Below are 21632 nucleotides of genomic sequence, written 5' to 3' on the forward strand. Positions count from 1 at the left end.
ACTACTTTTCACCTGTTTGAACACGAGGAAATCACTCGCATGAACGTGCAAAAAATGACTGACCTGCCCCTGGAAGGGCAGCGTGTGCTAATTCGTGAAGATTTGAATGTACCCATCAAGCATGGCCGTGTTTCCAGCGATGCGCGCCTGCGGGCAGCGCTGCCGACCATTCAAGCGGCGGCCAACGCAGGTGCAAAGGTCATGCTGATGAGCCACCTAGGCCGCCCCACTGAAGGCGAACCTAGCGAAGAGTTTTCCCTAGCGCCGGTGGCCGAACGCTTAGGAGAGCTTCTGGGCCGCCCGGTTACGCTTATTAGCGAGTATTTAGACACCGCGCTGGACCTGGCCAACGGCGAAGTCGTACTCCTTGAGAATGTGCGCTTCAATACTGGCGAAAAGAAGGACGACGAGCAGTTGGCCAAGCAGTATGCAGAACTGTGTGACGTATTTGTGATGGATGCCTTCGGCACCGCCCACCGCGCCCAGGCCTCAACCCATGGTGTTGCCCGCTTTGCCCCACAAGCCTGCGCAGGGCCCTTGCTTGCCCAAGAACTCGACGCCCTTGAAAAAGCACTGGCGAACCCTGCTCGCCCGATGGCAGCGATTGTCGGCGGCTCTAAAGTCTCCACCAAGTTAGATGTGCTCACCGCGCTTGCTGACAAGTGCGATCAGTTGATCGTTGGCGGCGGCATCGCCAACACCTTTATTGCCGCGGCAGGCTATAATGTGGGCAAATCACTCTTTGAGGCGGATTTAATCGGCCAAGCAAAAGCCTTGATGGAAAAAGTCGCCATCCCGCTGCCAACTGACGTAGTCGTTGCCACTGAATTTTCAGAGTCTGCCGAGGCGGTGGTCAAGCCAGTTGATCAGGTCGCTGATAACGAAATGATTTTGGATATTGGCCCAGACACCGCCGCCCACCTCGCCAGCTTGCTGAAAGATGCAGGTACTATTTTGTGGAACGGCCCGGTGGGCGTATTTGAAATTGACCAGTTTGGTAACGGCACTCGGGTAATCGCTCATGCTATCGCCGATAGCGCGGGTTTCTCGATTGCTGGCGGCGGTGATACCTTAGCGGCCATCGATAAATATGCCATTGCTGACCGTGTTTCCTATATTTCCACAGGGGGTGGTGCGTTTCTTGAGTACGTTGAAGGCAAGCAGTTGCCTGCCGTCACCGCGCTCGAAGCAGCTGCCCAACGCGGTTAATACGCATCGCGCTGAACCTGCACGCTCATAGCATCTGTGCACATAGACAACCCCGATTCAAAAACATACATAAGGTGACCCCATGGCTTTGATCAGCATGCGTCAAATGCTCGACCACGCTGCCGAATATGGCTACGGCATTCCAGCATTCAACGTTAATAACCTTGAGCAGATGCGCGCCATTATGGAAGCTGCTGATGCCACCGACTCTCCGGTGATCGTGCAGGCTTCTGCCGGCGCACGCAAATACGCCGGTGCCCCTTTCCTGCGCCACCTGATTTTGGCAGCGGTGGAAGAGTTCCCGCATATTCCCGTCGTTATGCACCAGGATCACGGCACTAGCCCTGCGGTTTGCCAGCGCTCCATACAGCTGGGCTTCTCCTCTGTCATGATGGATGGCTCCCTGGGTGAAGACGGAAAAACCCCCATGGACTACGACTACAACGTCGACGTCACGCGTCGTACCGTAGAAATGGCGCATGCCTGCGGCGTTTCCGTCGAGGGCGAGCTAGGCTGCCTAGGCAGCCTGGAAACAGGCATGGCCGGAGAGGAAGACGGCATCGGCGCCGAAGGTAAGCTAGACATGGAGCAGATGCTAACCGACCCAGAAGAAGCCGCTGAATTTGTAAAAGCCACCCATGTGGATGCGTTAGCGATCGCCATCGGCACCAGCCACGGCGCTTATAAATTCACTAAGCCGCCCACTGGCGACACCCTCTCCATTCAGCGTATTAAAGAGATTCATGCGCGGATTCCTGACACCCACCTGGTGATGCACGGCTCCTCCTCAGTGCCCCAGGAGTGGTTGGAAGTTATCAATCAGTACGGTGGCAAAATTCCGGAAACCTACGGGGTACCCGTGGCAGAGATTGTCGAGGGCATCAAGTATGGTGTTCGAAAGGTCAATATCGACACTGACCTACGCCTAGCCTCCACCGGCGCAGTACGCCGCTTCCTGGCCGAAAACCCCGCGGAATTTGATCCTCGTAAATTCTTGAAAGAGACTGTCACGGCTATGCGCGACCTATGTATCGCGCGCTACGAAGCCTTTGGTACAGCGGGTAACGCCAGCAAGATTAAGCCAATTAACCTGGAAGAAATGTTCCTACACTATGAGCGCGGCGAACTGGCTCCCAAAGTAAAATAAGTGTGTAGATAACGCACCTTCGAAAAGACGACCAGCCGGTCGTCTTTTTTAATAACACAGGTTACGAGTGAAGGAATAAATATTGCAACGCAGCATTAATGCGCTAACACTGGTGATGAAGCCACGAAGTTTCGTGGTCCAGCAAGGAGGCAACAACGCTTATGAAATCCACGACTCCTCTTTCCCTAATACCCAATTCACCAGTAGCAATGCTAGATATCTGGAAAGCGGGATTTATGGCATTTGAGCTATGGAGCTCTTCATTATCGACCATCGCCATGCGTCAACAGCTATGGCAAACAAAGCCTTTTTTTAGTCCCTCCATGATGCGCGAAAATCAGCGTATGGTGACTGAAAAGATAGAGGCCAGTATGGAAGCTGGCCTTGTTATGCAAAAAGCGCTGTTTGGCGCCATGAGTGGAAACTACGCTCCATGGTGGGTAACCAGTCAAAAGACTATGAAGCCCTACCACCGCCGTAGCAGTGCTAACTCCCGCCGCTTGTCCCGCTAGTGCTGCTCGCTATCGTGCTCACTCTGCTCATCTTCACCTTGTACGATAGCGTCATCAGCACTCCCCGTACCACCGGTTCCCCCTTCGGCATTATCTTCCCCATCGCTTTCAACACTACTTGAGCCTACCTCAGCACCACTAGAGTCTGACTCATCACGCTGCAGCGCGCCTGCCTTAATACCGTACTTTTCTTCCAACGCAGCATCGTCTAACGCTTCGGCCTGGGTATCGTCTGATTCCGTTTCCTCAGCCAGTGTGGGGCCCGCCGCTAACAGTAAGCTGCCTAACGCAATTGAAAGCAACCAAGGGGGAAGTCGCATGGGTGGTCTCCTTTTTATAGTAATAACAGCTTAGCCTATAGAGCGTATGCCTTCAGAAGAACGCCGAAAAAGCGCATTCAATCTTATCTGTGCATAATGGCCAACCAGCGTTATCGTATAAAAATTATAAAACAGTGTTCACAAAGGGCGTAAAATCTCGTTCAATAGCAGTGTGTCGGTTTCAACTAACATGGGCAGCGCTCTTTGCGCTCCAAGGAACGACAATGCCGCTTCCACTTTTGCTGTTTGACTGTGATGGCACCCTCGTTGATAGCGAGCCTCTTTTAGCTGAAGAGATGGCCATTGGCCTTAACTCTGTCAGCTTGCCGTTTGCTGCTTCTGATTATCTTGGGGAGTTTCGCGGCACTCGCTTCCGACGTATCGTGGCCGAGCTCCAACATCGCTATGGTGAAATAGATTCCGAGCGGCTCGACCATATGGAGCATAAGATGCGCGCCAAGCTGGCTGAACGACTGGCCACCGAATTGACCACTATCTCTGGCGCCCGTGAATCGCTCGACGCATTAAGCCACTTTCCTAGCGCGGTTGTTTCTAATGGCCCAGAGAGTAAAATCCGCACTGCCTTACAAACCACCGGCCTCACCCACTATTTTGGTAATCGGCTGTTTAGTGGTTATACCGCCAATTGCTGGAAGCCAGAACCCTGTTTACATCTGCACGCAGCCAGTATCATGGGCTATGCTGCCCATGACTGCATTGCGATAGACGATGCGCTTGTCGGCGTTCGCGCCGCGCTGCAGGCGGGCATGACGGTTATCCATTTAAACCGTTTTCCGGATGCCGAAAGCACCCCTGAAGGCGCGATTATGATTAGCAGCATGTATCAGCTACCCGCAGTGGTGGAGCAGCTGACACATGAATGGCGGCTGGCAGCAGTGCCTCAACACTCAACAGGGAACTAGCATGGCTTCTTTACGTGACCAGCTTGGAGGGCTTGTATACTCAACCGAGCATGGAAAAACTTGCCCAGATTGCCGCGAGTCAATCGATGACTGCCGCTGTGAGATCGCCAGCGAACAGCAGCGCCTCGCTGCACTGGACGGCATTGTGCGTATTCGCCGTGAAACTAGCGGCCGTAAAGGCAAAGGCGTCACGACTATCAGTGGCATACCTCTGAATAACACAGAACTTAAAACACTCGCTAAGACATTGAAAAAACGCTGTGGCACGGGTGGTGCCGTTAAAGATGGCGTGATCGAAATTCAGGGCGATCATCGCGAGACACTGCAGCAAGCGTTAACGTCGCTCGGCTACCAAGTAAAGTTGGCGGGCGGCTAACACACCTCTATGATGTCGGTTTACGTAAGTAAACTGCTAAAGGGCAAGGCACTGCAATGGTTTGGCTGGAATACCTGCTACCGCTCATCTTTCTGTTCCCCATGGCGGCCATGGGCGGCATCGTATTAGCACTGCGGAGCTTACACGACGCCCGCGTTCACTCGCCGTTTGACGCCCCACTGCGTGAACCTGGACAAGCGCTAAGGCACCGTCTGGACAAAGCTTTCTCAAGCCTATTTCTAAACGGTGCATTGGGTCCTATTATAAGCCTTGCGCCGCTGGTTTATGGCATGGGTAGGATGCTATTTGTTGAGCAGCAGGACTGGGTGGAGTGGGCACTTTATGGCTTACTAAGCACGCTGTTGGTATTAGCGTTTTCCCTGCTGTTAATTCGCGATTACCAGCGTATTCGTCGGCTTAAGCTCGGCCTAGCCTGCGAGTTAGCCGTTGGCCAAGAACTAGAGCGCTTAGTAAGGCCCGAAGCGCACCCTTATTATGTCTTTCACGATGTCCCTACCGATAGCTTTACCATCGACCACGTAGTGGTGACACCCCATGGTATTTTTGTAGTAGAAACCCGGGCTCGGGCGCTGGCGATCGGTACTGATGGTAAAGAGATAAACAGCGTCGCGGTTGAACGCGAGCGTCTGCGCTTCCCTCATTGGCAGGAGCGTCGCCCCTTGCATAAAACACGTCAAGGGGTCAGTTGGTTAACTCAGTGGCTGGAGCGACGCTGTGGTGTGCCTGTACCCGTTAGAGGAGTGCTTGTATTACCCGGCTGGCAAATCGATACCAGCGAAGCATCGCCGGATATTTTGGTGGTCAGCGGCGAGCACCTTGCCCGCCAGTTGACAGAGTTAACCCCAGGCCAGATGAGCGATGCCATCCACGATCGAGTGATTCACATTCTCCTCGAGCGCGCGCGACTGATGGAGCTGAAGCATTTACGCGAGCCCTCGGTGTAGGCATGCGTTAGTAGCCGCGTAAACGGCCTCCCATCTCCTGAGCTAAATCCACCGCGTAGTGATCCGTCATCCCACCGATAAAGTCCAGCATTCGTCGATAACTGTCGTATAACGTCCAAGATGGCAGCGGTGTGTTTTCACCAATTAACGCCAACACTCGTTGATGTTTAAAAGAGCTTTTTCCCGTGTGGTGCAGCTCGTGGGCTGCTCCGATAAAGGCTTCCAACAGAATACCCAGCGTGGTGTAAGCACCAATTTCCAGCTTCGCTTTACGCTCATTCTGGAAGATACGCTCACGGGCTAATTGTTTGGCTGCCCGCACGCCCCAGCCCAAATCTGGGTGGCACAGCTCAAGCAAGTCCTCTCCTAGCGTTCCACTCAACAATGCCTGTTCATACTCTACAAAGACAGCACCTACGTCGTTCACAGCACGTTCCATGGCTGCCCCTCTTAGCAGCGCGATGCGTCGACGCTGGGAAACCTGTCTACGCTCCATATCTGCGTATTCAGGCGGAAATTCACCGGCAATTTGCCGCAGTATTTCAACCACCTCTTCATAGCGCAAGATGCCCATTTCCAACCCATCTTCCAGGTCGAGCAAGGCATAACAAATATCATCAGCTGCTTCGACAAGCCATGCTAACGGATGGCGACACCAGCGCTGCTCCCCCTGGGGAAGTAAACCAACGGCGTCTGCCACTTCTGTTAACAGTGCTTGCTCAGATTGATAGCAGCCAAACTTGCCCGCCCGGCCGCTATAGCGCACTGTCCATGGGTATTTAAGCAGTGTACCGAGCGTTGCCGCAGAGAGCCGCATCCCCCCATTGAACTGGTTGTACTCAATTTGGGTAATTACCCGAAATCCTTGAGCATTACCTTCATAGGTCAATAAATCTTCCCGCTCAGCCTCTGAAAGTCCATCTAGCAGACCGCTTCCCTGGGCGCGTCGAAACCAGTCACGTATGGCGTATTCGCCAGCATGACCAAACGGTGGGTTGCCAATATCATGACCTAAGCAGGCGGTTTGAACGATTACCCCAAGATCAGCAGGGGTTATCCAATCAGGCAGACGATCGCGTAGCAGCTCTCCGACGATCATACCCAATGAGCGACCAACGCAGCCAACTTCTAGTGAGTGGGTCAGGCGCGTATGGATATGGTCATTTTCAGTCAGCGGATGCACCTGGGTCTTTCGCCCAAGACGCCGGAAAGAACCAGAGAATACAATACGATCATGATCTTTATGGAAGGGGCTGCGGCCTATTTCACGGGTACTATCAGTGCGATTATCGTGAAGGCGCTGGGGGGAAAGCAACTGATTCCACTGCATTTGTGTCATAGCATTCCTCCTTGAAATGCTACATTTTGACATAAAACACCAGAAAACCGCACGTTAGTATGAGGTGTGGCATTTCCTACTCACGATTCCTCCCTTACGCCTCACCACTTACCCCTCACGCATAAAAAAATCCCCCAAGGCATCAGCCCTGGGGGATTTTTCTTAATAAGTGCCTGACGATGACCTACTCTCGCATGGGGAGACCCCACACTACCATCGGCGCTAAGCGGTTTCACTGCTGAGTTCGGCAAGGGATCAGGTGGTTCACGCTCGCTATGGTCGTCAGGCGTAACTTTTAATGTACATCATGCTGATGTCGTCGATGACGTGTTTTGTGATCGTCTCTTGTCAGCAAGCGCCTTGGCTTGCTGCTGCGTATCCGGTTCTCGTTACTACTACGACCAGACCCCTTGGGTGTTATAGGGTCAAGCCTCACGGGCCATTAGTACACGTTAGCTCAACGCCTTGCAGCGCTTCCACACCGTGCCTATCAACCAGCTGGTCTCGCTGGGCCCTTTAGGAGGATCAAGTCCTCGGGGATGTCTCATCTTGAAGGGGGCTTCCCGCTTAGATGCTTTCAGCGGTTATCCTGTCCGACCATAGCTACCCGGCAATGCCACTGGCGTGACAACCGGAACACCAGAGGGTCGTCCACTCCGGTCCTCTCGTACTAGGAGCAGCTCTTCTCAAACATCCAACGCCCACGGCAGATAGGGACCGAACTGTCTCACGACGTTCTAAACCCAGCTCGCGTACCACTTTAAATGGCGAACAGCCATACCCTTGGGACCGACTTCAGCCCCAGGATGTGATGAGCCGACATCGAGGTGCCAAACACCGCCGTCGATGTGAACTCTTGGGCGGTATCAGCCTGTTATCCCCGGAGTACCTTTTATCCGTTGAGCGATGGCCCTTCCATACAGAACCACCGGATCACTAGAACCTGCTTTCGCACCTGCTCGACGTGTCTGTCTCGCAGTCAAGCACCCTTATGCTCTTGCACTCACTGCACGATGTCCGACCGTGCTGAGGGTACCTTCGTGCTCCTCCGTTACTCTTTGGGAGGAGACCGCCCCAGTCAAACTACCCACCACACACTGTCCTCGATCCGGATAACGGACCTGAGTGAGAACGCCAATGATGCCAGGCTGGTATTTCAAGGTTGGCTCCACCCGAACTGGCGTCCGGGTTTCAAAGCCTCCCAGCTATCCTACACAGGCAACATCAGCGTCCAGTGTGAAGCTATAGTAAAGGTTCACGGGGTCTTTCCGTCTAGCCGCGGGTACACCGCATCTTCACGGCGATTTCAATTTCACTGAGTCTCGGGTGGAGACAGCGTGGCCATCATTACGCCATTCGTGCAGGTCGGAACTTACCCGACAAGGAATTTCGCTACCTTAGGACCGTTATAGTTACGGCCGCCGTTTACCGGGGCTTCAATCAAGAGCTTCGGCCGAAGCCTAACACCATCATTTAACCTTCCGGCACCGGGCAGGCGTCACACCCTATACGTCCTCTTACGAGTTAGCAGAGTGCTGTGTTTTTACTAAACAGTTGCAGCCACCTGGTATCTTCGACCGGTTCGGGCTTAGAGAGCAAGTCTCATCACCCTACGCCGGCGTGCCTTCTCCCGAAGTTACGGCACCATTTTGCCTAGTTCCTTCACCCGAGTTCTCTCAAGCGCCTTGGGATTCTCACCCTGACCACCTGTGTCGGTTTGGGGTACGGTCGCACATGATCTGAAGCTTAGAGGCTTTTCCTGGAAGCGTGGCATCAGTGACTTCCTGACCGTGGTCAGTTCATCTCGTGTCTCGGCTTTAAGGTGCCGGATTTTCCTAGCACCTCGGCCTACTCACTTTCACCAGGACAACCAACGCCTGGCTCACCTAGCCTTCTCCGTCCCCCCATCGCAATCATGTCCGGTACGGGAATATTGACCCGTTTCCCATCGACTACGCCTTTCGGCCTCGCCTTAGGGGCCGACTCACTCTGCTCCGATTAGCGTCGAACAGAAACCCTTGGTCTTCCGGCGAGGGAGTTTTTCACTCCCTTTATCGTTACTCATGTCAGCATTCGCACTCGTGATACCTCCAGCGAACTTCTCAATTCACCTTCATCGGCTTACACGACGCTCCTCTACCGCGCATTCCTAAGAATGCACCCGTAGCTTCGGTACCTGGTTTAGCCCCGTTACATCTTCCGCGCAGGCCGACTCGACTAGTGAGCTATTACGCTTTCTTTAAAGGATGGCTGCTTCTAAGCCAACCTCCTAGCTGTCTGAGCCTTCCCACATCGTTTCCCACTTAACCAGGATTTGGGGACCTTAGCTGACGGTCTGGGTTGTTTCCCTTTTCACGACGGACGTTAGCACCCGCCGTGTGTCTCCCACGCTCATACTCACCGGTATTCGGAGTTTGCCTCGGGTTGGTAAGTCGGGATGACCCCCTAGCCGAAACAGTGCTCTACCCCCGGCGGTAATACGTGAGGCGCTACCTAAATAGCTTTCGAGGAGAACCAGCTATCTCCGAGCTTGATTAGCCTTTCACTCCGATCCACAAGTCATCCAAATCTTTTTCAACAGATCCTGGTTCGGGCCTCCAGTTGATGTTACTCAACCTTCACCCTGCTCATGGATAGATCGCTCGGTTTCGGGTCTATATCCAGCGACTGTGTCGCCCAGTTAAGACTCGGTTTCCCTACGGCTCCCCTAAACGGTTAACCTCGCCACTGAATATAAGTCGCTGACCCATTATACAAAAGGTACGCAGTCACAGAACAAGTCTGCTCCTACTGCTTGTACGCACACGGTTTCAGGATCTATTTCACTCCCCTCTCCGGGGTTCTTTTCGCCTTTCCCTCACGGTACTGGTTCACTATCGGTCAGCCAGGAGTATTTAGCCTTGGAGGATGGTCCCCCCGTCTTCAGTCAAGGTTTCTCGTGCCCCGACCTACTCGATTTCACATGATCAGATTTTCGACTACGGGGCTATCACCCGCTACGGCCGCGCTTCCCAGCGCGTTCGTCTAATCAGTCACATGCTTAAGGGCTGGTCCCCGTTCGCTCGCCGCTACTAGGGGAATCTCGGTTGATTTCTTTTCCTCAGGGTACTTAGATGTTTCAGTTCCCCTGGTTCGCCTCTTACGCCTATATATTCAGCGTAAGATACTCATCTTATGATGAGTGGGTTTCCCCATTCAGAAATGCCCGGGTCAAAGGTTGTTTGCCACCTCGCCGAGCCTTATCGCAGGCTACCACGTCTTTCATCGCCTCTGGCTGCCTAGGCATCCACCGTGTGCGCTTAATTGCTTGACCCTATAACCCGAAGGAGTCTGGATTTCGCAATAATAACGATTGCCGGATACGCTTGAGACGTATCACAAAACAATTACGTATAAACACTTCTACGAAGCGTTTATGTCAGCATGATATACATTGTTAAAGAGCGGCTGTTCAATGAACAGTGATAAAGCAGTATGTTAAAACAACGTGTTAAAACACAGTGACTTATCAATGGTCACGAAACATTCACAAACGGTCGTTAAGGTACGATAAAACAATATGTACAACACAGTACGTAATGGTGGAGCCAAGCGGGATCGAACCGCTGACCTCCTGCGTGCAAGGCAGGCGCTCTCCCAGCTGAGCTATGGCCCCATTGTTTTTTGCTGACCTTACCTCTTGCCATTAATTTCTGTGAAACAAGGCAAAATGCGACGACGTATAGCCTGCTATACGAGGAGCATTTTAACGCAGTATCGCAGGAATTTGGTGGGTCTGGGCAGACTTGAACTGCCGACCTCACCCTTATCAGGGGTGCGCTCTAACCAACTGAGCTACAGACCCAAGAGGGGATCGTGCTTAAACCGTTTGCTCTATATCTGATCAGGTAATTCATTGTGAGCGCTTACCGCGAGGAGTGATGCATCGTTTAAGGAGGTGATCCAGCCGCAGGTTCCCCTACGGCTACCTTGTTACGACTTCACCCCAGTCATGAACCACACCGTGGTGATCGCCCTCTTGCGTTAGGCTAACCACTTCTGGTGCAGTCCACTCCCATGGTGTGACGGGCGGTGTGTACAAGGCCCGGGAACGTATTCACCGTGACATTCTGATTCACGATTACTAGCGATTCCGACTTCACGGAGTCGAGTTGCAGACTCCGATCCGGACTGAGACCGGCTTTTCGGGATTAGCGCACTCTCGCGAGTTGGCAACCCTTTGTACCGGCCATTGTAGCACGTGTGTAGCCCTACTCGTAAGGGCCATGATGACTTGACGTCGTCCCCACCTTCCTCCGGTTTGTCACCGGCAGTCTCCTTAGAGTTCCCACCATTACGTGCTGGCAAATAAGGACAAGGGTTGCGCTCGTTACGGGACTTAACCCAACATTTCACAACACGAGCTGACGACAGCCATGCAGCACCTGTCTCTGCGTTCCCGAAGGCACCAAGTGATCTCTCACAAGTTCGCAGGATGTCAAGAGTAGGTAAGGTTCTTCGCGTTGCATCGAATTAAACCACATGCTCCACCGCTTGTGCGGGCCCCCGTCAATTCATTTGAGTTTTAACCTTGCGGCCGTACTCCCCAGGCGGTCGACTTATCGCGTTAACTTCGCCACAAAGTGCGCTAGGCACCCAACGGCTGGTCGACATCGTTTACGGCGTGGACTACCAGGGTATCTAATCCTGTTTGCTACCCACGCTTTCGCACCTCAGTGTCAGTGTCAGTCCAGAAGGCCGCCTTCGCCACTGGTATTCCTCCCGATCTCTACGCATTTCACCGCTACACCGGGAATTCTACCTTCCTCTCCTGCACTCTAGCTTGACAGTTCCGGATGCCGTTCCCAGGTTGAGCCCGGGGCTTTCACAACCGGCTTATCAAGCCACCTACGCGCGCTTTACGCCCAGTAATTCCGATTAACGCTTGCACCCTCCGTATTACCGCGGCTGCTGGCACGGAGTTAGCCGGTGCTTCTTCTGCGAGTGATGTCTTTCCTAGGGGGTATTAACCCCTAGGCGTTCTTCCTCGCTGAAAGTGCTTTACAACCCGAGGGCCTTCTTCACACACGCGGCATGGCTGGATCAGGCTTTCGCCCATTGTCCAATATTCCCCACTGCTGCCTCCCGTAGGAGTTCGGGCCGTGTCTCAGTCCCGATGTGGCTGATCATCCTCTCAGACCAGCTACGGATCGTTGCCTTGGTGAGCCATTACCTCACCAACTAGCTAATCCGACATAGGCTCATCCAATAGCGGGAGCCGGAGCCCCCTTTCTCCCGTAGGACGTATGCGGTATTAGCCTGGGTTTCCCCAGGTTATCCCCCACTATCGGGCAGATTCCTATGCATTACTCACCCGTCCGCCGCTCGTCAGCATCTAGCAAGCTAGATCTGTTACCGCTCGACTTGCATGTGTTAGGCCTGCCGCCAGCGTTCAATCTGAGCCATGATCAAACTCTTCAGTTTAAAATCATTGTGATGCTTACTCGTTGCTTAAGGACTAGCCGAAAGCAACAAAAGCGCATCAAACTTGGCTCAAGGTTCAAACGAATTCATTCAAACTTACGTTTTCATGACCGCTTGCCTTGATATTTGGTGATTTATCACCCTCATCGGCAAGCGCCCACATGAATTACCTGATCAAATTGTTAAAGAGCGTTTCGCTAATAACTGGCTTGCCGTTGAATTGGCTTGCCTCAGCGAGGAAGGCGTATTCTACGCATTTCCTGGTGGTTGTCAACCGCTATTTTCAATGACTGGATTCAGCGAACGAGGCGAGCCATACAACCGCTCTAACCTACTGACAAACCGAAGGTTTTCACCTTCATTCACCGCTGGTAACGCTTGGCGTCCCCGGCAGCGGATGCGTACTTTACGGATTCGCCGCCGTCTTGGCAAGGGCTTTTAGAAAATAAGGAGAAGAAAGTTTCAATACGCTCAGATTTGGCTTTTGAAAGCACTTCGGCGCCACTGCTTTGGCAGTTACACTTATACCTGCCTTATAGCACTGAATGCCTATCTACTTTGAGGTCTACGATGAGCCAGCACTTATTAACCGTCGATTCATTAAGCCGCGAAAGCGTTAATCACTTATTGCGTGTTGCCTCGCGCATGGAGCCGATTGCACAGCGGCGCCAGGTGACGCGTGTGCTGGAAGGCGCGGTGCTCGGCAATCTTTTCTTTGAGGCCAGTACACGAACGCGGGTGAGCTTTAATGCTGCTTTTTGCCGCTTAGGGGGCAGCGTATGCGACACCACCGGTTTTACCTTCTCTTCCATGGCGAAGGGAGAATCGCTCTACGATACTAGTCGGGTAATGAGTGGCTACTGCGATGCGATTGTCATGCGCCATCCTGATCAAGGCTCAGTGGCAGAGTTTGCAGCGGCGACCAACGTGCCGGTGATTAACGGTGGGGATGGCCCGGGAGAACACCCAAGCCAAGCGTTGCTAGACCTTTATACGATTGATAAAGAGTTTCAGCGGTTAGGTAAATCGCTCAGTGGCGCGCATATCTTACTGACCGGCGATTTAAAGTATGGCCGTACAGTGCATTCGCTGATTAAGCTGTTGTCCCTTTACGATCCGCTGCGCATTACCCTGGTTTCTCCGCCTGGGCTTGAGATGCCTTCAACACTGATTGACTTAGTGACCTCACGCGGGCACCGCATTGAACAGCGCGACTCATTGGCCAGCGATTTCTCGGACCTGGATGTGGTTTACACCACGAGGATTCAGAAAGAGCGCTTTACCGACGAGATGAACGAGAGCTTTCAGGGGCTTTCCGACGACTTTATGGTCAATCGCGAATTTCTTGACCACCGTTGCAATCAGGGCACGATTGTCATGCACCCACTGCCCCGAGATAGCCGCCCGGGCGCCAATGACCTGCATGTAGACTTAAACGGGGATCCGCGTTTGGCGATTTTCCGTCAGACGGATAACGGTATTCCCATGCGCATGGCTATTTTCGCAACGCTTCTGAACGTTGACGATTTGATTGAGAAAGACCTGCGCTCAGTACGCTGGTTCGTCCCCTCCCAAACCGGTACGCTGGATCGATAATTTTCTATACCGCGTTAATAAGCGCTACGCCCGCCGGGTAGTCCTTCCTGGTGGGCAAACCAGCCTTCTAAAATAAGCACGGCGGCGATGCCGTCAACGCTCTCTTCCCGGTAATTACCACGGTGGCCCGCCGCATGCGCAATTTGCTTGGCTTCGCGAGTAGAGCCTCGCTCATCAACCATTTCAATCGGCTTGCCGAAACGCCCATGAAGGCGATTAGCAAACTTACGTGCCCGCGTGCTCATCGCTGATTCAGTGCCATCCATATTGAGTGGCAACCCCACTACAAACAGATCAGGCTGCCACTCCTCTACTAAACGTGTGACAAGGTTCCAATCAGGAATGCCGTCGCGTGCGGTGAGCGGCGACAGTTCTCGCGCACTCTTTAGCAGCTCGTTCGCCACGGCAACCCCTATGCGCCGGGTGCCAAAATCAAATCCGAGGATCAGCCGCTGCCCGCTATCAGCCATGACACTTCACCATCACGCATGCCCTGCATCACGGGTCATCAGATTTAGGTCAACGCCCAAAATTCCAGCGGCGGCAGTTAAACGCTCGGCTGGGGGCGTATCAAACAGCACGCTTCCCTCGCCTTCAACGGTCAGCCACGCGTTCTCTTTTAGCTCCTCCTCCAACTGCCCAACATCCCAGCCCGCACAGCCTAAACAGACCAGAAAATGCTCAGGCCCTGTGCCATCAGCTAGCGCCTGGAGAATATCCATTGAGGTGGTAAGCGCAATATTATCTTCCACTTGGACGCTGGAGTCCCACTCTTGACTATCACCCAGGTGCAAAATGAAACCACGATCCTTATGCATGGGGCCGCCATAATAAACCGGTGCATTACGATGTGGACTGTCGTCGCCCCCTAATGAGAGCTGTTCAAACAGGGCGTCCAAGGTAATCTCTAGCGGCCGGTTAGCGATAACGCCCATGCAACCATTGTTATCATGGTCACAAAGATAGATCAGGCTGCCGGCAAAATTGGGGTCTTCTAAGTGCGGCATTGCCATTAAAAAGTGATGCTTTAAACTTTGCATGCGTCTCCTACGGCCCGCCGATTGCTCGGCAAGCCTCGAATTATTTAGCGACTAGAACGTTCAACCTTTAGGTAAGCCGACGCTCAATCGCGTCCAGCAGCATGCCAGCAATATCGGTACCGCGCTGGTCATCGATTTCACGCACGCAGGTTGGGCTAGTGACGTTAATTTCGGTGATGTAATCGCCGATCACGTCTAAACCAACAAACATCAACCCTTTTTCGCGAATCATGGGCTGCACCTGCTGGATGAGCCAGTGGTCACGCTCGGTCAGCTCTCGGCTGACGCCACGTCCACCGGCGGCAAGATTGCCTCGGGTTTCCCCTGCTGATGGTATACGTGCCAACCCAAAGGGTACCGGCTCACCATCAACCAACAAGATACGCGTGTCGCCATCTTTGATTTCCGGCAAATAGCGCTGCGCCATAATTTGCCGTTGGCCACGCAATGTCAGCTGCTCAATCACGGCACCAATGTTACGGCCATCGGGGCCAATATGGAAAATACCGGTGCCGCCCATGCCATCAAGCGGCTTGAAGATCACATCGCCGTGCTCGGCGTGGAAAGCACGCAGTACGTCATCACGGCTAGCGACTATCGTGGGGGCACAGCAGTGGGGGAACTGCTGGGCAAAAAGCTTTTCGTTGCACTGCAAAAGCGCTGCGGTGGGATTGACCACTAGCACGCCATCTCGCTCGGCAAACCCTAATAGATGAACCGCATTGGTAAAATCAGCATCTACCGGCGGGTCTTTGCGCATTAGCACCACGTCTAACTCAGCGAGCGGACGCTGCGCCGCTTCTCCCAAGTCGAACCAGTGACTGGGGTCACGATGCACCGTCAGCGGGCGCATACGCGCGTAAGCTTTTCCCGCCTGCAAGAAAAGATCCTCCTGCTCCATATAGTGCAGGGTGTAGCCGCGCTCTTGAGCTGCCCACAACATAGCCATAGTGGTATCTTTCTTGTAAGCGATGTCGCTGATGGGATCCATCACCACACCGAGATGCAACGTTGCCTGGCTCATTGAGGTACCTATCCATACATGAACAATAGCCGCCAGTATGCCGCACTGCCTGTACGGCTCCAACCATCACTATTTGCGGCTACTTAGTTTGCTCATCAGTGAGGGCGCCGACAACAAGGCGCACAGCCCCCGGTTCTAAGGTGATTAACTGCTGCTTGTAGAGCCGCCCAATCGCCTGCTTATAAGCGCTCTTACTTACCCCCAACCGTGTTTTGATTTCGTGAGCCGAGCTTTTATCGCCCAAGGGCAAGTAACCACCGCTTTCGCGCAGCGCCTGTAGCACCTTGTCACCCACCACGTCTAAGCGGGCAGCCCCTGGTGGCAGTAGCGAAATATCCACTCGGCCATCTTCACGGCGCTGCTTAACATAGCCCTTAAGCGACTGCCCACGGCGCAGCGGCTGAGTAATATCATCTTGATAAATCAGCCCCCAGTAGCGGTGATTAACCACGACCTTCATACCTAAATCCGTTCGGTCGGCAACCACCACAGAGACTTCATCCCCCTTCTCCAGGGCCCAGGCATCGTCGGTTAAAAAACGGTCAAGACGCATGGTGGCCACTGGACGCCCCTGGTCATCACTATAAAGCATGACCAGTACCCGCTTGCCGGGGTCAGGCCGAAAGCGCTGCTCACTGTAAGGCAACAGCACATCTTTAGGCTGCCCCCACTGTAGAAACGCCCCCGTACTGTTGACCGCCGTCACGGTTAAGTACGCCACATCACCCAACTGGGCAGATGCATCGCTAGCGGAGCGGGGAGATGAGTGTGACTCACGGACCATGGGTACCGTCCTTACAAGAAGTAGAGCTTCATTATGGTGGGTTGCGCACGCAAGGCAAAGCGTCGCGGCGGCCAGCCAAACCAACCGAGGGGAAAAGCGTATAAAAACGCTGCCACCGCATTGCTGGGCAGCGACTGCGTGGAAGGTGTTTACACTAATCAGTGCTTACAAATCACCAAAGTGATGCTGCAGTAGCGTTAAAGCCACCACCGGGGCGGTTTCAGTACGCAGTACCCTAGGCCCTAGCGTGAGCGGCGTAAAACCGCTGGCAATAGCGGCGTTAATATCCACGTCGCTTAAACCACCTTCAGGGCCAATCAACAGCGCCGCCGCATTAGGGCGAGACTGTTGGTTAAAGGCGTTGCCTGTTGCCAAGTGCAGCATTAAACGCAGCGGCTCCTGGCGATCGGCGAGCCACTCATCAAGCGCGATGGGTGGATAAACCGGTGGCACTACCGCACGCCCGCACTGTTCGCAGGCACTGGCAGCGACTGCCTGCCAATGCGCCAGCTTTTTCTCTTCCCGGTCACCTTTGAGGCGTACATCACCCCGCTCGGTATAGAGCGGGGTAATCGCGGCAACGCCTAACTCCACGGCTTTTTGAATGGCGTAGTCCATTCGGTCGCCTTTGGAAATCGCTTGACCAAGATGCACGGCCAGTGGCGACTCGCCGCTGCCTTGCCAGAGCGCCTTAATACGCACCGTCGTGTGTTTGCGACTCACGTCAGCTAAGCGCACGCCCGCCTCTCGCCCCTGACCGTCAAACAGCATCAGTGGCGCGCCTTCGCCCATCCGCAGCACCCGCGTAACGTGTCGCGCAGGGCCTTCCGGAAGCGTTAAGGTTGCGCCTACTACAAACTCAGCAGGCACATAGAGACGCGGCATTTTACCGTGCAAGGCAACCCAATCAGCGGCGAGCAACGTTTCCGACATAGCTTAGTGAGTATTCTCTGCGGCTTGTTGAGCCTGCTGCGCTTCACGCTGCTTGCGCTGGGCGTACATGGCTTCAAAATTTACCGGCGCCAGCATCAGCGGGGGGAAGCCGCCACGATTGACGAGGTTGTCCACACACTCACGGGCGTAAGGGAACAGCAGGTTAGGGCAGAACGCACCTAACGTTTGCTCAAGCTGGGCACCTTCGATACCCGAGATACGGAATAGGCCCGCTTGCTCGACTTCAGCGAGAAACGACGTGGTGCCCGTTTCGCTATCGTTAACCTGAGCCGTCACCTTCACCACGACTTCGTACTGGTCGTCAGCGATTTTCTGGCTGGTGGTGTTAAGGTCGAGATTGACCTTAGGTTTGAACGCCTGCTTAAACACAGAGGGCGAATTAGGCGCTTCAAACGAAATATCTTTTACGTAGATACGCTGTAAAGAGAACTTCAGCTGTGGCTTTTCGCCTTCTGCGGCGCCAGCCTGGGGGGTATTGTTATCTTCCGCCATTGGAATGCTCCTGATAATTCATTCGATAAATAACGTCACGCAGATATTACCAACCACGTGATTACTTTTTAACGACCGGTAAACCATCGGCCTGCCATTGCGCCATACCACCTTTAAGCTTGGTAGCACGCTCGAAACCCGCTTTGGAGAGTTTTGCATGGGCAGCGCCAGAGCTCTGGCCATGCTTACACACCACGATAATCGGCTGGCTTTTAACTTTCTCCAGTTCGCTCATGCGGCTATCAAGGCTGCTTTGGGGTATGTTGCGTGCGCCAGCGATATGCCCGGCTTTAAAGTCTTTGCTTTCACGAATATCCAGCACCACCGCGTCTTCACGGTTAATGAGCTGGGTGGCCTCTGTAGAGGTCACGGCATTGGTGGCAGCACTGCGCGTTTCATAGGTAATCCACGCTATCAGTACCAGCAAAAACGCCCCCACTAATAGGGGGTGATTCATTACGAATTCGAACAGCTGATCGATCATCGCGAACATAATCTCTTGGTCTATGCAGAAAAAAGCGGCCTAGCCACTGTCAGAAACGCGACAAGTATACACGTCACACAGCATTCCGCGCAGGCCATGACGCCCGACGGCTGCCTGCGTTATGATGCCCCATGCACGCGAGCGTCGCGACCCCGATCATAAGGTGTTGCCTGAAAACTGCCTGAGCAGCCTTTAATAAGGTTTCAAAGCGCTCCTCACATTGTTTGACGGACCCACTTAACGAGGTTTTTTCCATGGCTACATCTACTACTCCGCGCCCCGTGGCGCTGATCATTTTAGACGGCTACGGCCATAACCCCGACAGCGCTCACAATGCCGTGGCCGCCGCCAACACGCCTGCCATGGATAAACTGTGGGCCAACCGCCCCCACGCCTTCGTCCACACCGACGGCCTTCATGTGGGTTTGCCTGAGGGGCAAATGGGCAACTCCGAAGTGGGCCATATGAACATCGGCGCCGGGCGCGTTGTGTATCAGGACTTTACCCGTATCACGAAAGCCATTGAAGAAGGCGACCTAGATACGATTGAGGTGCTAACCAAGCCGATTGACGAAGCCGTCGCCAACGGTCGTCCTGTCCACCTGCTGGGGCTACTCTCCCCTGGCGGCGTACATAGCCATGAAGACCACTTTATTGCCATGGCTGAACTGGCCGCCCGCCGCGGTGCTCAGCGTATTTATGTCCATGCTTTTTTAGACGGCCGCGATATGCCACCACAAAGTGCGCTACGTTCAATTGAGCGTGCTAACGCCCGTTTAGCGGAGCTGGTTGGCGCTGACAACGGTTTCGTGGCCTCGGTGATTGGTCGTTTCTACGCCATGGACCGCGATAATCGCTGGGAACGCGTTGAACAAGCTTACCGTCTACTTACCGACGGTCATGCCGACTTCATTGCCTCCAGTGCCGAAACCGCCCTACGAGACGCTTACCAGCGCGGTGAGACCGACGAATTTGTAGCTTCTAGCAGTATTCCGCTCAATGAAGGCGCTATTACCCTACAAGATGGTGACGCGGCGATTTTCCTCAACTTCCGTTCTGACCGCGCCCGCGAGCTAACCCGCGCCTTCACCGAGCCCAATTTCACGGGGTTTGAGCGTCGCGTTTGTCCAAAACTCGCGGGTGACGGCTTAGTAATGATGACCCAGTACGCTGCCGACATTCCCGCGCCAGCGGCGTTTCCGCCGTCAGATCTGAGCGACACTCTTGGTGAAGTGGTTGCTAAGCGCGGCCTTACCCAGCTACGCATTGCCGAAACCGAGAAATACCCTCACGTTACCTTCTTCTTCTCGGGTGGCAACGAAGCCGAGTACGAAGGCGAAGAGCGCATCCTCGTGCCCTCACCGCGGGACGTCAAAACCTACGACGAAAAGCCCGAAATGAGCGCTTTTGAAATCACCGATAAGCTAGTAGAAGCAATCGACAGCGGCCGTTTTGACCTAATGATCTGCAACTATGCCAATGGCGATATGGTCGGCCACACCGGCGATTTTAATGCTGCCGTTAAGGCAATTGAAACCGTCGACACCTGCGTTGGCCGCGTGGTAGAAGCCATCGAGCGCGCAGGCGGCGCCTGTTTGATTACGGCTGATCACGGTAACGCTGAACAGATGGTGCATCCAGAAACCGGCGCCCCGCAAACCGCCCACACCACCTTTATGGTGCCGTTGATTTACGTAGGTGAGCGAAGCGGCGCTTTAGAAGATGGCCGCCTGTGCGATTTAGCGCCTACGCTGCTGACGATAATGAACCAACCCCTTCCCGAAGCAATGACCGGGAAGCCGCTCATACGTTTTAATTAATGCCCATGCGGCACTGTTTAACGCTCCTGGCTATGCTGGCGCTATGGTATGCGCCAGCGGTTACTTTCGCCCAGCCAAATGAAAGTGCCGCACGCCAGCAGCTAGATGCCCTTGGCCAAGAAATTGATTCGCTCTCCCAGCGCCTGGGCGCCACTGGTCAAGCGCGCGACAGCGCTGAACGCGAGTTAAAAGAGGTAGAAACCGAGCTGGCCGACACCCACCAGCGCCTGGATACGCTTCAGGCCGAACGCCGCCAGCTAAACGAGGAAACCACGCAGTTACTTCAGCACAGAGATCGCTTACAAACTGAGCGAGATGCTCAATACACCGCGCTCGCTCAACAGCTGGCCGCGCTCTTCCGCCTTGGCCCAACGCCTCAGCTTAAACTCCTGCTTAACCAAAACGACCCGGCTGAGCTAGATCGTATGCAGGCCTACTTAAACCGACTGACCCAAGCTCGCCAGCAGCGTCTAGCAGACATTAGACGCCTTGATACCGCGCTTGCCGATACGCAACACGCCTTGAGCGAGCGCCAAACACGGCTTGATACATTGGCAGACGAGCTGGAGGCCCAGAGCGAGCTACTCGCCCAGCGCACTACTGAGCGACGCGGCGTCGTGGCAACGCTAGATGACCGTTATGGCAGCGAAGCTGATCGCCTTGCGGACCTTAACCAGAGCCGGGAACAGGCAGAGCAGCAGCTGCGCGCTATTCAGGCAGAGCTTGCCCGCTTATCGCAACCCACCCCTACCACCCATATCACCCGCACCCAAGGCGACCTGCCCTGGCCAGTGCAGGGGTCAATTACCGCGGATTTCCAACGCCGTGACGGCGTACACTATAACGGCATTGTTATCCAGGCCAACGAAGGCACTGCGGTAACGGCGGTTCACAGCGGCCGCGTCGTTTTTGCTGAATGGATGCGTGGTTTTGGCAACCTGCTGATCATCGACCACGGCGACCAGATTATGACCCTGCACGCCCATTTACAGCAGTTCAGCGCTCGCCCTGGCCAACAAGTCAGCCGGGGCGATGAAATTGGCCGGGTCGGTAACAGTGGCGGCCAGTCACGCTCGGCGCTCTACTTTGAAGTGCGCCGTGGCGGTGAACCAATTAACCCTCAACGTTGGATTGCACGCCGCTGACGGGATAAGCTGACGTGTATCACCACCTATAAAGCTTTA

General features: G+C 54.2%; 18 protein-coding genes, 2 tRNA genes and 3 rRNA genes. 9 read left to right on the forward strand and 14 right to left on the reverse strand.

The annotated features are described in order from the left end of the window. Positions 1-39 precede the first annotated feature (39 nt). From BB497_03600 to BB497_03610, 3 genes are all read left to right on the forward strand, one after another. On the forward strand, positions 40-1209 hold the full coding sequence (locus BB497_03600; GenBank protein ID AVI61850.1) for a phosphoglycerate kinase: 1170 nt from the start codon (positions 40-42) through the stop codon (positions 1207-1209). An 82-nt stretch (positions 1210-1291) separates the two neighbouring features. Beyond that, positions 1292-2356: a fructose-1,6-bisphosphate aldolase gene (locus tag BB497_03605; GenBank protein ID AVI61851.1), complete on the forward strand. Its 1065-nt coding sequence runs from the start codon at positions 1292-1294 to the stop codon at positions 2354-2356. A gap of 161 nt (positions 2357-2517) precedes the next feature. Further along, positions 2518-2868 carry a hypothetical protein gene (locus tag BB497_03610; protein ID AVI61852.1) on the forward strand — a complete coding sequence of 117 codons (351 nt, stop codon included), beginning with the start codon at positions 2518-2520 and terminating at the stop codon, positions 2866-2868. On the opposite strand, the gene BB497_03615 is transcribed toward BB497_03610, so the two are convergent. Further along, positions 2865-3188 carry a hypothetical protein gene (locus BB497_03615; protein ID AVI61853.1) on the reverse strand — a complete coding sequence of 108 codons (324 nt, stop codon included), beginning with the start codon at positions 3186-3188 and terminating at the stop codon, positions 2865-2867. The two genes, BB497_03610 and BB497_03615, sit on opposite strands and share 4 nt — an antisense overlap. A gap of 224 nt (positions 3189-3412) precedes the next feature. Between BB497_03615 and BB497_03620 the strand changes: the two genes are divergently transcribed. The 3 genes from BB497_03620 to BB497_03630 are packed head-to-tail and all read left to right on the forward strand — an operon-like array spanning position 3413 to position 5452. Next, a complete protein-coding gene (locus BB497_03620; protein ID AVI61854.1) occupies positions 3413-4111 on the forward strand; it encodes a haloacid dehalogenase in 699 nt (232 codons plus the stop codon). 1 nt (position 4112) lies between these two features. Further along, a complete protein-coding gene (locus tag BB497_03625) occupies positions 4113-4487 on the forward strand; it encodes a translation initiation factor SUI1 (protein AVI61855.1) in 375 nt (124 codons plus the stop codon). Positions 4488-4543: 56 nt separating this feature from the next. Beyond that, the gene (locus BB497_03630; protein ID AVI61856.1) at positions 4544-5452 is read left to right on the forward strand and encodes an NERD domain-containing protein; all 909 of its coding nucleotides are present in this window, start codon (positions 4544-4546) and stop codon (positions 5450-5452) included. A 7-nt stretch (positions 5453-5459) separates the two neighbouring features. On the opposite strand, the gene BB497_03635 is transcribed toward BB497_03630, so the two are convergent. From BB497_03635 to BB497_03660, 6 genes are all read right to left on the reverse strand, one after another. Next, positions 5460-6791, reverse strand: coding sequence for a deoxyguanosinetriphosphate triphosphohydrolase (locus BB497_03635; GenBank protein ID AVI61857.1), 1332 nt, complete (start codon positions 6789-6791; stop codon positions 5460-5462). Between the two features lie 171 nt (positions 6792-6962). Next, positions 6963-7078: ribosomal RNA gene (gene rrf / locus BB497_03640) — 5S ribosomal RNA — on the reverse strand. A 118-nt stretch (positions 7079-7196) separates the two neighbouring features. Next, positions 7197-10111 (reverse strand): 23S ribosomal RNA (locus BB497_03645). A 259-nt stretch (positions 10112-10370) separates the two neighbouring features. Further along, positions 10371-10446 (reverse strand) — tRNA-Ala (locus BB497_03650). Positions 10447-10558: 112 nt separating this feature from the next. After that, a tRNA-Ile gene (locus BB497_03655) sits at positions 10559-10635 on the reverse strand. Between the two features lie 81 nt (positions 10636-10716). Beyond that, positions 10717-12254 (reverse strand): 16S ribosomal RNA (locus tag BB497_03660). The 16S, 23S and 5S rRNA genes sit together here with 2 tRNA genes alongside, the layout of an rRNA operon. Positions 12255-12824: 570 nt before the next feature. On the opposite strand from BB497_03660, the gene BB497_03665 reads away from it, so the two are divergent. After that, complete coding sequence (locus tag BB497_03665; GenBank protein ID AVI61858.1) at positions 12825-13850, forward strand: aspartate carbamoyltransferase; 1026 nt, start codon at positions 12825-12827, stop codon at positions 13848-13850. Positions 13851-13864: 14 nt separating this feature from the next. Here BB497_03665 and BB497_03670 read toward each other — a convergent pair whose 3' ends face one another. The 7 genes from BB497_03670 to BB497_03700 form a co-directional block, all read right to left on the reverse strand. Then, entirely contained in the window at positions 13865-14320 is a 456-nt protein-coding gene (locus tag BB497_03670; protein ID AVI61859.1) for a Holliday junction DNA helicase RuvA, read from the reverse strand. Between the two features lie 12 nt (positions 14321-14332). Beyond that, complete coding sequence (locus BB497_03675; GenBank protein AVI61860.1) at positions 14333-14890, reverse strand: hypothetical protein; 558 nt, start codon at positions 14888-14890, stop codon at positions 14333-14335. Between the two features lie 67 nt (positions 14891-14957). Then, positions 14958-15914 (reverse strand): glutathione synthase, encoded by a 957-nt coding sequence (locus BB497_03680; protein ID AVI61861.1) that lies wholly within the window; start codon positions 15912-15914, stop codon positions 14958-14960. 79 nt (positions 15915-15993) lie between these two features. Then, complete coding sequence (locus BB497_03685; GenBank protein AVI61862.1) at positions 15994-16698, reverse strand: RNA-binding protein; 705 nt, start codon at positions 16696-16698, stop codon at positions 15994-15996. Between the two features lie 165 nt (positions 16699-16863). After that, positions 16864-17631: a 16S rRNA (uracil(1498)-N(3))-methyltransferase gene (locus BB497_03690; GenBank protein AVI61863.1), complete on the reverse strand. Its 768-nt coding sequence runs from the start codon at positions 17629-17631 to the stop codon at positions 16864-16866. A 3-nt stretch (positions 17632-17634) separates the two neighbouring features. Continuing rightward, positions 17635-18144 carry a protein-export chaperone SecB gene (locus tag BB497_03695; GenBank protein ID AVI61864.1) on the reverse strand — a complete coding sequence of 170 codons (510 nt, stop codon included), beginning with the start codon at positions 18142-18144 and terminating at the stop codon, positions 17635-17637. Between the two features lie 61 nt (positions 18145-18205). Further along, positions 18206-18628, reverse strand: coding sequence for a sulfurtransferase (locus BB497_03700; GenBank protein ID AVI64248.1), 423 nt, complete (start codon positions 18626-18628; stop codon positions 18206-18208). A 254-nt stretch (positions 18629-18882) separates the two neighbouring features. Here BB497_03700 and BB497_03705 point away from each other — a divergent pair, with 254 nt between their 5' ends. After that, on the forward strand, positions 18883-20448 hold the full coding sequence (locus BB497_03705; GenBank protein ID AVI61865.1) for a phosphoglycerate mutase (2,3-diphosphoglycerate-independent): 1566 nt from the start codon (positions 18883-18885) through the stop codon (positions 20446-20448). Beyond that, entirely contained in the window at positions 20448-21593 is a 1146-nt protein-coding gene (locus tag BB497_03710; protein AVI61866.1) for a peptidase M23, read from the forward strand. The genes BB497_03705 and BB497_03710 overlap by 1 nt, the downstream gene beginning before the upstream one ends. Positions 21594-21632 lie beyond the last annotated feature (39 nt).

Source organism: Halomonas sp. GFAJ-1, assembly GCA_002966495.1.
GTDB lineage: Bacteria > Pseudomonadota > Gammaproteobacteria > Pseudomonadales > Halomonadaceae > Vreelandella.

Excerpts from the sequence above, each read along its gene's own strand:
- BB497_03600 (AVI61850.1), top strand. The coding sequence starts at position 40 with ATGAACGTGCAAAAAATGACTGACCTGCCCCTGGAAGGGCAGCGTGTG.
- BB497_03605 (AVI61851.1), top strand. The coding sequence starts at position 1,292 with ATGGCTTTGATCAGCATGCGTCAAATGCTCGACCACGCTGCCGAATAT.
- BB497_03610 (AVI61852.1), top strand. The coding sequence starts at position 2,518 with ATGAAATCCACGACTCCTCTTTCCCTAATACCCAATTCACCAGTAGCA.
- BB497_03615 (AVI61853.1), bottom strand. The coding sequence starts at position 3,188 with ATGCGACTTCCCCCTTGGTTGCTTTCAATTGCGTTAGGCAGCTTACTG.
- BB497_03620 (AVI61854.1), top strand. The coding sequence starts at position 3,413 with ATGCCGCTTCCACTTTTGCTGTTTGACTGTGATGGCACCCTCGTTGAT.
- BB497_03625 (AVI61855.1), top strand. The coding sequence starts at position 4,113 with ATGGCTTCTTTACGTGACCAGCTTGGAGGGCTTGTATACTCAACCGAG.
- BB497_03630 (AVI61856.1), top strand. The coding sequence starts at position 4,544 with ATGGTTTGGCTGGAATACCTGCTACCGCTCATCTTTCTGTTCCCCATG.
- BB497_03635 (AVI61857.1), bottom strand. The coding sequence starts at position 6,791 with ATGACACAAATGCAGTGGAATCAGTTGCTTTCCCCCCAGCGCCTTCAC.
- BB497_03665 (AVI61858.1), top strand. The coding sequence starts at position 12,825 with ATGAGCCAGCACTTATTAACCGTCGATTCATTAAGCCGCGAAAGCGTT.
- BB497_03670 (AVI61859.1), bottom strand. The coding sequence starts at position 14,320 with ATGGCTGATAGCGGGCAGCGGCTGATCCTCGGATTTGATTTTGGCACC.
- BB497_03675 (AVI61860.1), bottom strand. The coding sequence starts at position 14,890 with ATGCAAAGTTTAAAGCATCACTTTTTAATGGCAATGCCGCACTTAGAA.
- BB497_03680 (AVI61861.1), bottom strand. The coding sequence starts at position 15,914 with ATGAGCCAGGCAACGTTGCATCTCGGTGTGGTGATGGATCCCATCAGC.
- BB497_03685 (AVI61862.1), bottom strand. The coding sequence starts at position 16,698 with ATGGTCCGTGAGTCACACTCATCTCCCCGCTCCGCTAGCGATGCATCT.
- BB497_03690 (AVI61863.1), bottom strand. The coding sequence starts at position 17,631 with ATGTCGGAAACGTTGCTCGCCGCTGATTGGGTTGCCTTGCACGGTAAA.
- BB497_03695 (AVI61864.1), bottom strand. The coding sequence starts at position 18,144 with ATGGCGGAAGATAACAATACCCCCCAGGCTGGCGCCGCAGAAGGCGAA.
- BB497_03700 (AVI64248.1), bottom strand. The coding sequence starts at position 18,628 with ATGATCGATCAGCTGTTCGAATTCGTAATGAATCACCCCCTATTAGTG.
- BB497_03705 (AVI61865.1), top strand. The coding sequence starts at position 18,883 with ATGGCTACATCTACTACTCCGCGCCCCGTGGCGCTGATCATTTTAGAC.
- BB497_03710 (AVI61866.1), top strand. The coding sequence starts at position 20,448 with ATGCCCATGCGGCACTGTTTAACGCTCCTGGCTATGCTGGCGCTATGG.